The following is a 15859-nucleotide window of genomic DNA, read 5'->3' on the forward strand; positions in this document are numbered from 1 at the left end:
TGCGGATACCTGTCGAAAGCATTTGTTGAATCAGGAAGGAAACCAAAAGATCCGCTTACTCAGCGGCCGAATAGAGTTCCGCATACTCCACCACCCAAGCATCGATAATATGCTCGAATGATTCCAGCTCGACATCTTGAAGATGTTCAAAATGGCTGCGATTGAAGATCTCTTTGTTAGCAACCGTTCCTTTGCCTTTTAGTTCCAGCACAAAGTATTCATTTAGCGGGCGAACCATCAATTCGATTCGGCTGAACAAATTATTGCGTCGTCCCTCTTCGACATTCAGGTTGTCTCGCCAGCACGCTGCACCCCAGCCTTGTTCCCCATAAAGCGTTTCGTATCGAAAGCCTGGGAAATGGTTGGCAAGTCTGGAAACCGCTTGTTCAATCCGTTCGGAAAGTGCTAGGCGATACTCGGTGTGCAATCGTCGCAGTTCTTCCGCGGAAAGTTTTTCTTTGCGTTCCGCTTCTTTGTGGAATTGGCTGCGCCGTTGTCCACGATTGATTGCCGCTTCGATACGTTCGTCAAAGTCATCGCTCATTCGGACGATTCATCCTTCCCTTCCGTGGAGGGATTGCTTTGATCGGAAGGCGGGGCTTCCGAGGCTGGTTGAGGGGGTTTGGTTTCGGTTGGCTTGGTTTCGGTTGCCGGTTTGGCGACGGCCTTAGGTTCCGCAGGTTCGACTTTCTTTTGCAAGAATTGAGCCAAATCGCCGAACGATCGCATTGGTTCGTCACCCTTGACCATCGCGTCACTGATGGGAGGTGGCGGAGCGGTTTTGCGAGCCACTTTGGTGAAGGTGCGAGGCGTTCCTTCACGGCGTCCACTGTCGCGGCCTCGTGAATCTCCGCCACGTCCTCGGGCAGGAGCTCCACTTGGTTTTCCGCCTTTCTGGCCGCGTCGTTGACCTTCGGAGCGATCTCTTTGGTTGCCACGTTGTCCGCCGCCACCTGCTGAAGACGCGTTGCCACGGCCACGCGGTCCGCGTTGTTGTCGTTGCTCGTTGCGTTCTTTTTCCAGTTCCGCTTCCCGTTCCGGAGAAACGGCGGAGAGGGCGACGCGGCGTCGTTTGGCGTCCACGCCCGTTACCCAGGCGACGATCACATCGCCAACTTGTACCGCTTCGTTCATGTCTTCGACAAAGCGATCCGATAGCCGGCTGACGTGAATCAAACCGTTGCAGTCAGGGCCCAGTTCGACAAAGACTCCGAAGTTTGCCACGCCAACAACCACGCCGGCCACTTTCGTGCCAGGTTGAAGCGCTGCAAGTTTTGGAACTCGGTCCATCGTCGCTGTTGGCGGATCAAGCGTTACGCCTCCACCGGAGAAGGGATCACAGAGCCACTGCACAATTTGTGTCGCGCGGTGCAATCCGATCTGCCATTCCTTCGCACGCTTTTCCAGGTCTGCGTAAGGCGGCAGCGGGTGACGGTAAGGTGCGAAAACAGGTTCCGGTTCCGGTGCGGGAATCGCAGCGGTCATGGAATGTTCGGTCACAACCGATTTTTCAGGAGCACCAAAGCCTTCGATTTGCAGATCGTTGGATTCGTTTTCCGCAGGGGTGCCTTCGGTGGCTTCATTCGATGCCGCTGGAGTGCCTTCTTCAGCAGACGCTTCGACTGCTGATTCGGTTTCTGCTTCTGGAGCGGCCGTTTCGCCCGTTTCGGGGGTTTCTTCGGCAACCGGTTCTGCAGGGGATTCGACTGCAGAATCTGCAGGCGTTTCGACCGCGGATGGGTCTGTTGCTTCGGCTGCAGGAGTTTCCCCGTCGGTGCTTGCTGCCGCATCGGCAGCCGCTGGAGTTTCGTTTTCCGTTGGCGAGGCTTCTTCGCTGCCTGGCTGCGGTGGAGGGACATATCCCGGTGGTGCGGCCGGTGGCGCTGGAATTTCCAAAGCCCCCATCAGCCTTTCGGCAAGTGGGTAATCGTTTGGATGAACCAGGGTGCCATCAAGCGTTTGTTCGCTTCCAAAGACACGCAGGAATGCGATTGCTTGGTTGCGGGAAACGGCGTCGGGCCAGGTGACTTCTGCAAGGTCGTCACGCGAGGTGAACAGCGATTTTTGACGTCGGCTGTCGATCTCGTTTGCGACTTGAGGATCCATGCCGGGCAGACGGGCAAGCCAGGACGAGTCGACTCGGTTGATGTCGACGCCATCGCTGCTGACGCCACTGATCAATACGTCGTTAACCGCTTCGGCGATCGCGTCATCGGAAAGTTCGCGTTGGAACGATCCAAGCCGTAGCTTCGTTGGGTCAACCTTGGTCAGAGCTTGAGCCGGGGTGAGGACCTGGAAAGCAAGCCAAGCGGCCGCTCGGAAGCGACGTGGGGTGCTTCGCATTTCGCGATTGCCCGCAGCGCCACCGGCGTACAGGTCCGCACCGCTTCGGTCTGCCAATGCCCATTTGATCGATCCCGGCTGGGATTGATCAAGCAATTCGTTCAGCAAGACAAGCGTTGGGCGTCGAGCCGGTCCGTTGCTAACCACAATCAGGTCGACGTTGAATTGATGAACCAGTTCACCTAGACGAGTCACAACCTGCTGACGCGTGGACCGCGAGAGCTGGCATGGTAGGTCTTCGGTTGCCAACAAGCGGCCGGATGCCGAAAGGACAGCAACCGCGACGGTTTGAGGACCGATCGCATCGATCGACATGACCACTTTGGCTTCGACAGGTTCGCGGAGCATTTGCTTGCGAAGTTGCCATGCGGCGACTCCGACTAGCCGGCGAGCTGCGGTATCAAGCAATTCGTCCCACCATGCGCCTTCGCACGCGTCACGAATCGATTGTTCATGTTCTTGAATGATCTCGACAAAGGTGTCACCCATTTCGGGGTTTACCTGGACCGACGATTTCTGCAGATGCTCAACCAGCTTGGTCGCGTCGTATTGAAACGCACATTTGGCGACTTGCGAACGAAGGGCTCGTCCAAGCATGACTTTCTGGAATGCCGACAGACGGCCAGGAGCGTGTGCTTTTTTCGCCAATGGCTGAAGAACGCCAACCAACCAGCGACGACGACGTTGTCGAGGCGAGATCTTTTTCTTCTTAGCCTTCGCGGTTTTCGATTCCGCAGCAGCTTCCTTTTTGTTCTCTTTAGCTTCGGCAGCGGGTGCGGCTTCGGCAGCAGGAGGAGCTTCGGCAGCGGGTGCGGCTTCGGTAGCAGGTGCAGCTTCGGTAGCTGGTGCGGCTTCGGCAGCTGGTGCGGCTTCGGTAGCTGGTGCGGCTTCGGTAGCAGGTGCGGCTTCGGTAGCAGGTGCGGCTTCGGTAGCAGGTGCGGCTTCGGCAGCCGGTGCGGCTTCGGTAGCAGGTGCGGCTTCGGCGGCTGGTGCAGCTTCGGTGGCTGGTGCAGCTTCGGTGGCTGGTGCAGCTTCGGTAGCTGGTGCAGCTTCGGTAGCTGGTGCAGCTTCGGTAGCTGGTGCAGCTTCGTCAGTCGGTTTTACTTCGGTAAGGCTGGACGCTTCCTTTGCCGCTGTGGCATCGGTGGTAGGGCTTAACGAATTCTTTGCCGACTTCTTTTTCTTCTTCGACTTCGTTGGCGGCGCCGATTCTTCTTCGCCACCGTGCGGGTCGGAGACTTCTAAGACTTGGATTTTCGCATTTTTGGCTAGCCAACGGACTCCGGCCTGAATCATGCGAGGGTCGGAGGCCAAGCGATCGGCCAGCGATTGTGGAATCGCGTCGAGTGCTTCGTCGGCGGTTTCCTCGGAAACTACATTGGCCAGTTTCGCTAAGTCACTCGGATCGCCAGGCTGCGGAGATAGCGCTCGTGCGGCCAGGCGGTCTGCCGGTTTGGCTTCTTCAGACGTCTCTCCACGCAAGCGGCGCCCAATACGATCCAGCATCGCGCGACTGGTCGCCTGTTTAATCGCCTGTTCGATTGCAGGGTCTTTGACCGCAGTGCTGTTCCAGCGTTCAAGCAGCTCTTCACGACGCTCGGCGCGGCTTTTTTCTTGCCGAAGAGCATCGAGCAACGCCCAAAGCGAATTTTCGGAGAGACCTCCTAATTCATCCCTTCGGTATCGAGCCAAATAGGGCGGAAGATAGCCCTGCTCAAGAAGGGGGAGGGCATTACGCAAACTGACTGAATCGCACCGTTCATGACGGGCAATGGCTTCAAGATCAACAGACATGCAACTGGGAACTCGAATGCTTAAGCGCGAAAACAGGGGGGGCCAGCTTGCCATGCAATTGCGGTGAATTGCCTGCTGACCAGTCCGCTCGCGAAATGTTGGAGGAATGGCGTATCGTCGCCGTCGATTGGCAGAGCGAATCTAGGGTCTCCCTCCCCAACTGTCAACCGACGCCCCTTTGGTCTGGGGGACAGATAACGGTTAGTTTCTCCCTGCTGGTTCTGTCACTCGCCGTACTTTCCGACGTCCAGAACTGCCAGAACCGGCAAGAGGACTCGATTCCTGGCTCTTGCTATCCCGATACATGTACTCTGCATGCAACCGATCTGGCTCCGCATTTGCTCTTTCTATTTTTTTAACTTTCGTCGTGAGTCTTGAATGGGATTTGCCTGTCGGACATTGCTCGCTGCGATCGCCATTGCGATCGGGCTTGGCTGGCCCGGCTCAAAAAACGCCCTGGCGGATCAAATTCGCTTGCTTCCCGGCCATCAAGAAGCCTTGCAGGCTCGGGCAGATCTGATCCAGCAAGCGGAGTACCAAATCGATTGTGCGTATTACGCAGTCGATACCGGACGCGTTCCCGCAGCCGTTTTGCAGTTGCTGGCCGAGGCCGCTCAGCGAGGCGTCCGGGTGCGGTTGTTGGTCGATGGATTAATGTCCAGGTTGCCGCTGGGACTGCATGAACACCTGTGTAGTCAGGGCGTCGAAGTTTGCGTTTATCGACCGCCGAATAATTTGCACCCGATTCTGCTGAATCGAAGAATGCACGACAAATTGTTGATCGTCGATCGCCAATCTTTGGTAATGGGTAGCCGGAACTTGCAGGATGCCCATTTCGGCCGGCGTTCGCCTGGATTTGTCGATTGTGATGCGGTGATTGAGGGGGCCTCTGTCGAGTGGGCCGCTGACTATTTCGAATGGATCTGGAATCATGGGCATGTGGAACCGCTGAAAGATATGAACCTGATCGGGCAATCGATCTTTCGGTTGTTGCCCAACACCCGCGATGATTGGTCCCGGCATTGGCGTGCGGCAAAGTCAGACCAAGACTACGCTCAGTTGCTTCAGGCTTCGCTCCAGGCGGTTGTCGCCGAAGGGATGTTGCAACTGGAGACCGGGAATGACTGGAATCAACAAAGCGACCCGGATGTCGAACTGGAATTCGTTCACGAGGCGGATACAGGGAAGCAGGCCAAGACGGTTCAGCGGCGATTGCAGGAATTGATTCACAACGCACAGTATTCCCTGCTGATTCAGACGCCGTATCCGGTCTTCACGCGATATGACTTGGAGCAGATTCTGGAAACACGGCGACGCGGCGTCCGCGTGGTGCTGTGCACCAATTCCCTGCAAACGACCGACCGTCTGGCGACCTACTCCGATTTCGAGAACTTCAAGGGCGTTTTGTTGGAGGCCGGTATCGAAATTTATGAAGCCGGAGGGACCGAACATTTGCATAATAAAGCGGTCGTGATCGACGACTGCATCGCGGTCATCGGTAGCTACAACTTTGATGAGCGATCTGCCAATTTGAATATGGAAGTTGGCATGATCGCTTACAGCCCAGACGTCGCCCGTCAGGTTCGCGAAATCATTGAATCGCAGATGGCCAGCGGTATTCGCACGACCGAATCCCCCGCGTTACTCGAACCAAGTCCGTGCGGGGCATCGACGACGCGACGCCTGAAAATGCAGCTGGGAAGGCTACTGGTTCCAACTTTTCGTTGGTTGTTGTAGCTGTCCGCGGCCTCTAAGTGGTCAATGCGGCGCGCTTGTCGGCGATTGCCGCAAGCAGGGCACGCTGCGGTTTGACGAACTTGGCGATTCCCTCTTCCATCAGCTGATCGTGCATCGCCTGGAAATCCACTTTGGCGTCGATTTCTTCTTGGATGTCCGCGGAGGGCAACTGGTCCACGGTTCGCGTGAACTGGACGTTGCTGCCAGCGACGGCTTGGTTGGTTTCGGGTGGGTTCGTTTGGATGTCGCTCCCCGCCAAGGCCTGGACGTAACGCCAAGGTGGGTCGCCTTCGGTCTTGACGCCGGTGCTGGCGAAAATCAGTTCCTGTTCCAGCGAAGGAGGAAGGTTTGCCCAGAATTTCTGGTTCTCTGCCCAGGCCCGTTTGGCGTTCAGGATTCCGACTTCGCCCTGAGCGTCTGCCGATAATTCGGAGACTTCTTGAGCGGTGTAAACGTCAATCCGCGAGACGAAAATACTGTAAACGCTCTTGAATCCATTCAGGTTTTCTCGTCGCTGAGCTCCCTTCCAAATCGCCTCTCTGGCTGCAACGTATTGGTCCATCGTGAAGATCAGGGTCACATTCAGCGTCACGCCTGCAGCCGCCAGGTCTTCAAGAGCCGCCAAGCCGGCGGGACTGGCTGGCACTTTGATCATCCGATTGGAATGCCCTTGGCTCCATTTTTTCCCCAGTTCGATATAGCGTTTGGTGCGTTCGGCGTCGGAGAGCGATTCGTCGGGATCTTCAAGCAGCGGGTCGAGTTCGAAACTGACCCAGCCAGCGTTCCCTTTTGACTCTTTCCAGATTGGCAACAACTTGTCCTGAGCCTGGCGTACCAGTTGGTCGGTCAATTTCCAGGCGATCGCGTCGTCGTCAAATCCCTTGGCAAGCAACGATTCAATTTCAGAATCCAAGCTGCCTGTTTTCACAATTCCCGAAATGATGGCTGGGTTGGAGGTCGCTCCGACAGCTCCCCATGCGAGGTTCTGGTCAATTTCGCTGGGCTCGACCGAATCTAAATACAGTTTGGTGCCGGTATCGATCAACGACTGAAGTGCTTGCGGGATAGCCATCCAAAAAATCCTTTTGGGGAGAGCGGTAGAGAAATCAAAACGGGTTGATTTTTTGAAACGGTTGCTTGGGGAAAGGCTGCTGATTTACCAGGCCCCTCCTCGAGAAACTCAACTTGAGTAACTCAACCATTCCTTCTGTCAGTGTATCCGATGTTTCTAAGGGAATGTGCTGACCGATCCGGTTATTGGCTGCTTGCGGCCAAGCGTCGCGGGACCGGAAACGCCAAGACGAATTTCGTCCCTCGGCCGATCTCGCTCTGGACCGTAATCCCGCCACCGTGGGCTTCGATGATCTTGCGAGCGATCGGAAGTCCTAGGCCGGAGCCTCCGTTTTTGGTGCTATAGAACGGTTCGAACATATGGATCACGGTGCTATCCTCCATGCCCGGTCCGGTATCGATCAATTCGAGGGCAACGCCGCTGCGTGTGCTGGTCGTGCGGACATACAGTTGGCCTCCCTCTTGCATCGCTTCCAAAGCATTTTTCACCAGATTCATCAATGCGGCCTGCAGCGTATCGCTGTGCAGCAAGATGGCGGGAAGGTCGGGGTCGAGGTAGCGTTCCAGCGTGATATGCGACGCGTCGGCTTGGGCTTCATAGGCTGTCAGGACGCGTTCGATTTGCTCGTTCAGGCTGCCCGGAGTCAAATCGATTTTTCGCAGTCGAGCAAAACGAAGGAAGTCTCGCAAAAGATTTTCCATCCGCTCGCACTGTTGGCGAACGATGTCCGCTTTGGCAAGCGTCCGCTGGCGAACCGGTGCCTCCAAGTCCTGCAGTTCTTCGCTTAACAGATCGACATTCATGTGAATGACCGAGAGCGGGTTCTTGATCTCATGAGCCAATGAACCGGCTAGCTCAGCCAGTTCCTCATAGGCTTGGCGAATCGATTCGGGGTCTTCCGATTTGCGGTTTGACTGCCAATCGTCATCGCCCATGCCGCATCGATCCCGCTAGAGTTCAGAACAAAGGTCAGGGCAAAAAGCAGACACTGACGCTAAGCTCAGGATATACCGCAGGAGGCGGTGCGAACAGTTGCCAAGCGGCTGAATCGGCATGCGGAGGCCGTTCAGTAGGCTCCTTCGCATTTCAAAACCGATTTTATGGTCCTTGCTAAAATATAAAGGTCTAGCCAGGGGGACCAGTTGAGGACGTAAAAGCGGTCGTACATCAGCCGTTCTTCGTAGGTCGTGTCGTTGCGTCCATTGATCTGCCACATCCCGGTGATTCCTGGACGGACTCGCAGATAATGATCGTACGTATCGCCATACTTGACAATTTCAGCGGTTTGAATGGGACGGGGGCCAACGATGCTCATATCCCCGGTGATCACATTCCAGATCTGAGGCAATTCGTCCAGGCTGGTCTTTCGCAAAAATTTGCCAAGAAACGTAATCCGCGGATCGATTTTTAGTTTGTGATTCTTTTCGTATTCGGCGGCCGCTTCGGCATTGGATTCTAAGTACTGGGCGAGGATTTTTTCCGCGTCGGGAACCATCGTGCGAAATTTCCATGCGCCAAACGGTTGCCCGTCTCGCCCGATTCGGGTGTTTTGGTAAAGGACCGGACTGCCTGAACTGATGCGAACCAAAATCGCCAATGTCGCCAGTAATGGAATCAGAAAGGGGCTGCATACTACCACCATGGCTAGATCCAGAACCCGTTTGATGAACTGCTGTTCGGGCATCATCAAACGCTCTTCGACTTTGACTGCCGACAGACCACCACAGTCGAGCGGACGCGTCCATAAGCAGGGGAGTTCATGTCGAGTATGGATCAGGACGACGTGCCGGAAACGTTGGCGGAAAAACTGAATCCAAGCCAAGCTTTGAGCATCGGTGCGGTCTGGCATCGCGATCACCAACCAATAGACTCCTTTTTGTTTGGCGTGCCGAATCACATCTTCTAAATTTCCCAGCCATTCCAGTCGCGTCTCGTTAGGCTCTTGCCAATAACGATGGGTATCGTCAAATCGTCCCAGCAGTCGCAAACCACGGGCACCACCGCTGGCGAAAATCGAATCCACTTGGTCGGCCAGTTGTCCGTCGCCTATCAATAGGGTCGGATATCCCCACCAATCATACCGGCGTGCCCAAGCCCGAAGGAAGGTGCGCAGGGTGGGGGAAAGCAGCATCGCGCAAAAGTAGGTCCCCGCCGCCAAATAGGGATAAGGCGAATCGGGCTGGCCATGGAACAAGGAAAACGTAACGGTCACCATCCCGATCGCTGCCCACGTCAAAGTCAACTGGCGAAGCTCGACAGCGGGATGAGTTCCGGCGGCCGGATAAAGCCCTGCCGCGACAAAGCAAACCCATTGCAGGCCAACGGCAATGGCCCAAAAGAGAAAGCCATGATTTACCGGCGCTGACCCAAACCAGTCGCTGAGAGAATAGAAAATTGCGAAACCGATGCTAACGGCCAGCATGTCGGCGAACATCAACGGGCCAGCGGTCCGTAAAACCTGCGCCCAGTACCGCTGTTGCATCGGTCCGCGATCGTCGGTGTCGGCCGACAATGCGGGACTGTTTAGGCGGGCCGGAGGTGTTTCGAGATGATGCGGGGCAGGGACCACCGACGATGGGATGCCGGCGGCGCATGGAGCCGATTGCACGGGGGATTCGCTGGGATTGTTTCCTGGATGCATCGATGAATCGATAGGAGTGCTACGCATGAAATGGAGACTGATTGCTAGCCGTTTGACTGAGGAGCACGGAAGTAGGCATTCACTTTTCGTTGGCCCCCATATTCGTAGCCATATCCGGCATCGACTTCGTCACCTTGTTTCGCCAATCGATCGATGTCGTTGACGACAAACCCGACCGCCTGCACCCCTACGCCCTGCAATCGCTGAACGGCTCGTTCGGTTTCCGGCCGCGAAGAATTCGATGTTCTTAAAGCAACGACCACCCCATCCACTTTCTGTCCAAGCGAAGTCGATTCGCTGACAGCTAATAAAGGCGTGCTGTCGATCAGGATGTATTCGTACTTCTGACGCAACGTTTCCAGCATTTCGAAGAACGTTTTGCCCATCAAAAGCTCTGAGGGATTCGACGGCCGGAACCCACTTGGCATCACCGAAAGATTTTCAATCGGAGTCTCGTGAATGGAATCGACTAGTTCGGTGTCGCCGGTAAGCACGTTGGACAGTCCTGCTTCGTCTTCCAAGCCAAATAGCGTCCCCAGACGCGGTCGCCGGAGGTCGCAGTCGATCAGCAATACCTGTTTCCCCGTCTGGGCAATCGAAACCGCAAGGTTTGTCGTTGTTAATGTCTTGCCGTCGCCTGGATTGGGGCTGGTCATTTGGATGACGCGAAGCTCTTTGCCGCCGGGGCGGAAAAGGAGCGAGGTGCGCAGGTGGCGGTAGGCTTCTGCGTCGGAAGAGTCGGGACGGTGGTAGACGACCAATTCCGGCGATAGTGTTTTGTCCATTCCGCGATGGCGGCGGAATTTCATCGTTCCAACGGCTCCCAGCATCGGAGCTCCCACGGCCGATTCGATTTCTTTGGTAGATCGAAAACTTCGATCGCCCAAATCGATCAGTAACCCCAAGCCGCCGCCGGTCATGGACCCGAAACAAAGTCCTGCGATCAGGACCAGCGGAATGATGGGCCAGACCAATTCCCCGAATTCAGGGGCGCGGAGAATCTCGGTGACAAAGCCGCCATATCCCTGCATCACGTTCAACTGACGCAGGCGATCGATGACGGCTAGCTGAAGTTGTTTGGTTGCGAACAATTCGTCGCGGATCTCCTGGTCGCGTAGTTCGTCGTCCACCAGGTCTACCGAATCGCTCTCTTCCTTTGCGATCTCCTCTTTGACGAAAACGATGCGCTGTGTGACGTCTTCAAGGTCTTTTTCGATAACCTTCGCGTAGGCATTGACCAAGGTTCCGCTGCGGACTTCTGGCGAGTCAGCCAGTGGTTTGATCGCATCCCGTTTGGCGGTCAAGAATTGTTCGACGTCCTGCACCGCGTCTTGTAGGTCTTGGACTTTTGGGTGGGCGTCCCCCAGTCGCGAGCGTTCCTCGCGAAGACGAACTTTCAGGGAAAGCAAACTATCCATTTCGGTATTCGCGGCCGTGGTCCGCATCGGTTGCTGGGCAACAAAGGACTCGTCGGAATTCGCGTCGCCGCGCTCCACGTTGACCAACAACGCCAAGCGTTCGACATCTCGATTATCGATTAATCCCAATCGTTCCAAATCGGAAAAATCTTGCAACGATTCGTCGTTTTGGGTTCGTGCCAGGATCGAAGCTCGGCTTTGCAGTTCGCTTTCCCGCAGTTGCAGGCGAATCAATTCGTTGTGCAGCATCGCCAAGCGAATCTGATTCTTGGTCAGCGAATCGGGGCCAAGGGTTAACAGCGGCGTCCCCCGACGAAATTCACGATAGGACTGTTCCAGTTGGTCGATTTCCAAGGTCAGGTCATCGCGAGCCTGTTGGATCAATCCGGTCGCTTCGCTGTTGGCATCCTGAAGCGTCGCCGCCATGAAGTCTTGATAGGATTCTGTAATGGCCGACAGGACCAATGCGCAGTCGGCTGCATCGTTGTGGCGGAATTCGGCGACGAACGTTAGCGGCGCATAGGCAAGTTCCTGACCGCCTCGCTCGATCCACAGTTGCTCGATGATGTAATTGACGACGGCTCGGCGGTGATCGAATTTGGCTAAGACCGGGTCCAGTTCCGAACGAATCGATTCCAGCTCTTCAAGCTGACGATTGTCGATGGCATCGCCGATCACACGCGGGCTGCGGATGATTTCCATGTGAGTCGCTAAAAGTGCGTCTCCGACCTCTTGCTGTGGGGCGGCCCCTGTCTGGGAATCGGACATCTGAGGCAGCCCAGGGTCCTTGCGCATGACCAAGACCTCAACGCGTGAGGCATAGACCTTGGGAGCGACGAACGCATAAAAGACTGCCAAACTGATTCCGAAGGCCAGCCCGAGAAAGAGAATCAGCCAGCGGCGGCGGAGAATCCCCCAGAAATCGAGGTTCGGCTGTGGGGAAACGGTGTTGTCACCACTCATGTTTTTCCTGTCGGAAGTTGTCGTTCTGCAGCAGGCGAGCAAGGTTCTCCTAACCTTCCTCTTTTACCTAGTCAAAATAGTCTGCTTTAAGCATTAGGAGATGAGAATACGTAAAACGGCGTAAACTAGTTTTTTTTCAGGGAGGGTTGTGCCGCCTAGGTCGTTTTTACGGGATGGCACGGCTACAGTGAAAAGGTATCAAAACGCTTCTTATTGAGTTGATTCTTACCCCTTGGATTTTTCGTGCTGAACCGCCGTTTACCACTGGGCCGCTACTTCGGCATTCCTCTCTATGTCCACTGGACGTTCTCGTTGCTGCTGCTGGCGGTAGGGCTTGAACGGATGCGCAATGATGGGCGTTGGCAGGATGCATTGCTGTCCATCTGTATCGTTTTGACCGTCTATTTGTGCGTCACATTGCACGAATATGGGCATGCGATGATGGCCAAGGCCTTTGGTGTGGGGACGCGAGATATCACATTGCTGCCGATCGGGGGGGTCGCTCGACTGGAGCGAATGCCTCGCCAGCCCTCTCAGGAATTACTGATTGCCGTTGCCGGGCCAGCGGTCAACGTCGTGATCGCTTCGTTGTTAATCGTTGGGATGGTCCTTTGGGGACTGGCGACGACGGGGCCGATGGGAGCGATTAACAATGCTTTGGATGCGATCGATACGGATCAGATCACGTTTGCAGGTTTTGTATTGATCATTTTGTTGGCCAACGTCGCCCTGATCGTATTCAACATGATTCCCGCGTTTCCGATGGACGGCGGCCGGGTGCTGCGAAGTTTGTTGGCGATGCTGATGGACTATCCTCGGGCCACTTGGTGGGCATCGAGGATCGGGCTGGGGTGTGCTTTTTTGATGGGGGGGATCGCGATTCTAAATTCGTATTACGTGATGCTGTTCATCGCCTTTTTTGTCGCTTGGGCTGGTATGTCGGAGGCTCGTCAGGTCTCGATCGGTGAGGCCGTGCGCGGGCTGAAGGTTTCTCAGGTGATGATCCGCATCCCCCACCAGCTGTGTTTACAGATCGATCAATCGCTCGAACAAGCGGCTCACCATTGGCAGCATTTTCCGGGTGAAACAATGCCTGTCTGTTCCCCAGAGGGGGAGTGCCTGGGAATGTTAAGTCTGAAGGACCTGATCAGCGGACTGAATGCGGGGCATGGGGCTCAGCCGGTCGTCACCATTGCCCAGCGAAACATTCCCCGGATATCGCCAGACGAAGGGATCGATTCCCTTTTAGGGCGACTTCCTTCGCGGGGAATACGGCAAATGCCGGTCGTGACGGCCGAGGGGCGTCTGATCGGGATCGTTGATCTGGACAATGTGATGCAGCGTGCTGCACTCGCCGGTACGATTCCTTTCGGTCCGATGGCGGTGCCTGAATCCTACCTTTTGTCGCCTTTAGAATCTTTGCGACGGGGTGCGGCAGACCACCCGCCGGAAAAAGTTTTAGAGAATGATGCACGGATGGAGGGACCTCAAGACACTATTAATAGTGGAGGAACCGAACATGCGACTGACACTACGAACCCTACTAGCTTTACGAAACCGGACACTACGCCCTGAGGACGAACAAGTTCTTCAGGCCAAAGTCCAAGCGAGCAGCTATGCGCAGCAGCTGCTGGAATTGATCCAATCCGTGTTGTCGAATCCCCGGCTGTCGGCTTTGTCGCCAACAGCAACCGGGCCGACAGACGATCCAAATATCATGGCGGAGTATATCGATAGTACTCTTCCTCCCGAGCAGGCGGCCGAAGTCGATCGGACCTGTTTGGAATCCCCGCTGCACATGGCAGAAGCGGCGGGAGCCCACGAAGTTTTGACGTTGGTGCTGAAGGAGCCCGCTCATTTTTCGCCGCAGCTTCGCGACCGTATTTATCGGATCGGGCAGGGGGCTCAGGTCACGCAGGAGGGAGCGGTCGAGAATGTTTCGCCTCATCCCGCAGTGACGCCCGTCAGCGCTGCCGATTCGGGAGCCTTCATGGCGGCCACTCGTTTAAAAGAGGAAGAGCAAGGAACGCCTCTGGGCGACAGCTTGAGGGACGAACGCATCGCAAAGGCAGCGATCGCCGGTAGCCGTGAATGGAATGCTGCCGACGCAAGCGAAATCTTCGGGGATCGAATACGAGCCACGCGGGTCGTCCCCTGGTTGGTGGCGCTCGCTTTGATCGCCGTTTTTCTGTTTGCGATGAAGCAGGCCTTTTCGCCGCTGTTGCCGAACTCGGGGAAACAGGTTGCTGAGGGTAGTGGGAAGGATGCGGTCCCACTTCTGCCAGGAACCGAACCGGACGAATTGGAAACGGAACAACCGGACCCTGCCAAAGAACCAGACACCCCGTCAAGCGACGCGGTTGCCGTGACGCCTGATAAAGTGTCCGACGAACCGGCTGTGGGCGATCCGGATAAAACCGCTGCAGCGGTTCCCGTAATCACGCCACCAGCGATGGAAACGACGGAGCAATCGCCTCCGCCACCTGCCGAAACGGTTGCTCCGCCCAAACCGGCTGATGCCGTGGTGGCTGCCGTTCCAGCGGATCGCGATGGCAAAATGGAGGAGAATCCGGGGGACGATTCGGTGCAACCGCCCCCAGCGAAACCGCCTGCGGAGGGGGCCGAAGTGCCGCCCCAACCTGTTGGAGTCGCGACGACGGCAAGTGATCTTGGGCTTTTGCTAAGTCTGCTTCCCGGTGGAAATAAGTGGAGCGGACTTGCCCCCGAATCGCCGGTCGCCGATCGGACGTTGGTCTTTTCGCCGCCGACGTTTCGCAGTCAGTTGACGGTCCCTGAAAAGTATGACTTGGTGCTGATGGGCGGAACTCGCAGTCGCTTGCATGCAGGCGAGCAAACCACTGAAATCGAACTGGAAACAGGCAAGCTGCTGGTGACCGCTTTGCAAGCCGATCTTTCCGTCCCCTTCCAGACCGGGACTCAGCAATGGGAACTGGAACTGGTACCCGAATCCGGTTCTGCAGCGGTTGAAGCTTCGATATTTCGGAGCCCTGGAGCAGACCCACGCATTCAGGAAAACCTGCTGGAAGTGGTCAACGTCTATGCTGTGACCGGGCCATTAAAGGTCCGCTTGAACGGCGCCGATGAGGTCACGTTGGAAACGGGCCAACGATGGCAGAAGATCGGCGAAGGAGCAGGGAAGGTGGATACTCTTGAAACGCCTCCAGCGTGGATCGCAACTCCTGCCCCCGATACGATTGCCGAATCGGCTCGCCAAAACCTGTTGCAGTTGCTGGCCGCCAATCAAGACCTTGAATTGGGGCTGCGGGAAGCGACACGTTTTCGCAAAGCCGAAGTGGCTGCGTTGGCAGCCGAAACCCTTTGTGCGATGGGGAAGTGCGATATCTATTTCGGAGCCGACGGGATCCTTAACGAGGGAAACCAGAAGAACTTTTTCCAAGACCATGTTGCTGCCCTTAAACAACGAATGGATTTGAATTCGGCGGCAGCCAAGGCTTTGCAGAAAGATGCCGAGACGATGGACGCCGCCGCCGCACAGACTTTGTTCCGCTTGTTGTGGGATTATTCCCCCGAACAGCTGGAAGCCAAAGCGGATGAAGAACTGGTGGCGATGCTTGATAGCCCTCAGATGCCTGTGCGGATTCTTGCCAGTGAATCGCTACGGCGGATTACCGGAACCAACTTGTTCTTCAAACCGGAACAAGAGAATCCCGCACGGCGAAAAACGGACATCAAGAAATGGGAAACCCGATTGCGCCGAGGCGATATTCGCTGGGAAGCGGTCCCCATCGCAGGCCAATAGACACAGGGCAGCGATGTCGTGGATCGTGCAATTGGAAAGTCTTGCCTGCCCGCACTGCGGGTAGGCGTAGGAGCAGCCAATGCCGTCCACCTTCTTAGCGGAACGGCGCG

The 15859-nt window shown here is 56.0% G+C and carries 9 protein-coding genes; 3 read left to right on the plus strand and 6 right to left on the minus strand.

The genetic code is table 11. The annotated features are described in order from the left end of the window. Window positions 1–55 precede the first annotated feature (55 nt). Together FF011L_RS08570 and FF011L_RS08575 are read right to left on the minus strand one after the other, a co-directional pair. On the minus strand, window positions 56–544 hold the full coding sequence (locus FF011L_RS08570; RefSeq protein WP_145351213.1) for a hypothetical protein: 489 nt from the start codon (window positions 542–544) through the stop codon (window positions 56–58). After that, a complete protein-coding gene (locus FF011L_RS08575) occupies window positions 541–4137 on the minus strand; it encodes a S1 RNA-binding domain-containing protein (protein ID WP_145351214.1) in 3597 nt (1198 codons plus the stop codon). Before FF011L_RS08575 ends, FF011L_RS08570 begins: the two co-directional genes overlap by 4 nt. Window positions 4138–4515: 378 nt before the next feature. On the opposite strand from FF011L_RS08575, the gene FF011L_RS08580 reads away from it, so the two are divergent. Beyond that, window positions 4516–5874, plus strand: coding sequence for a phospholipase D-like domain-containing protein (locus tag FF011L_RS08580; RefSeq protein ID WP_145351215.1), 1359 nt, complete (start codon window positions 4516–4518; stop codon window positions 5872–5874). A 13-nt stretch (window positions 5875–5887) separates the two neighbouring features. On the opposite strand, the gene FF011L_RS08585 is transcribed toward FF011L_RS08580, so the two are convergent. From FF011L_RS08585 to FF011L_RS08600, 4 genes are all read right to left on the minus strand, one after another. Continuing rightward, window positions 5888–6946, minus strand: coding sequence for a transaldolase family protein (locus FF011L_RS08585; protein WP_145351216.1), 1059 nt, complete (start codon window positions 6944–6946; stop codon window positions 5888–5890). Window positions 6947–7128: 182 nt separating this feature from the next. Further along, window positions 7129–7881 (minus strand): sensor histidine kinase, encoded by a 753-nt coding sequence (locus tag FF011L_RS08590; RefSeq protein ID WP_145351217.1) that lies wholly within the window; start codon window positions 7879–7881, stop codon window positions 7129–7131. A gap of 131 nt (window positions 7882–8012) precedes the next feature. Next, window positions 8013–9614 (minus strand): undecaprenyl-phosphate galactose phosphotransferase WbaP, encoded by a 1602-nt coding sequence (wbaP, locus tag FF011L_RS08595; RefSeq protein WP_145351218.1) that lies wholly within the window; start codon window positions 9612–9614, stop codon window positions 8013–8015. Between the two features lie 17 nt (window positions 9615–9631). After that, window positions 9632–11968 carry a polysaccharide biosynthesis tyrosine autokinase gene (locus tag FF011L_RS08600; protein WP_145351219.1) on the minus strand — a complete coding sequence of 779 codons (2337 nt, stop codon included), beginning with the start codon at window positions 11966–11968 and terminating at the stop codon, window positions 9632–9634. A gap of 243 nt (window positions 11969–12211) precedes the next feature. On the opposite strand from FF011L_RS08600, the gene FF011L_RS08605 reads away from it, so the two are divergent. Further along, window positions 12212–13543 carry a site-2 protease family protein gene (locus FF011L_RS08605; protein WP_145351220.1) on the plus strand — a complete coding sequence of 444 codons (1332 nt, stop codon included), beginning with the start codon at window positions 12212–12214 and terminating at the stop codon, window positions 13541–13543. Beyond that, window positions 13488–15749, plus strand: coding sequence for a hypothetical protein (locus FF011L_RS08610; RefSeq protein WP_145351221.1), 2262 nt, complete (start codon window positions 13488–13490; stop codon window positions 15747–15749). Before FF011L_RS08605 ends, FF011L_RS08610 begins: the two co-directional genes overlap by 56 nt. The last annotated feature ends 110 nt before the right edge of the window (window positions 15750–15859 follow it).

Origin of the sequence: Roseimaritima multifibrata, assembly GCF_007741495.1 — a bacterium.
Classification (GTDB): Bacteria; Planctomycetota; Planctomycetia; order Pirellulales; family Pirellulaceae; genus Roseimaritima; species Roseimaritima multifibrata.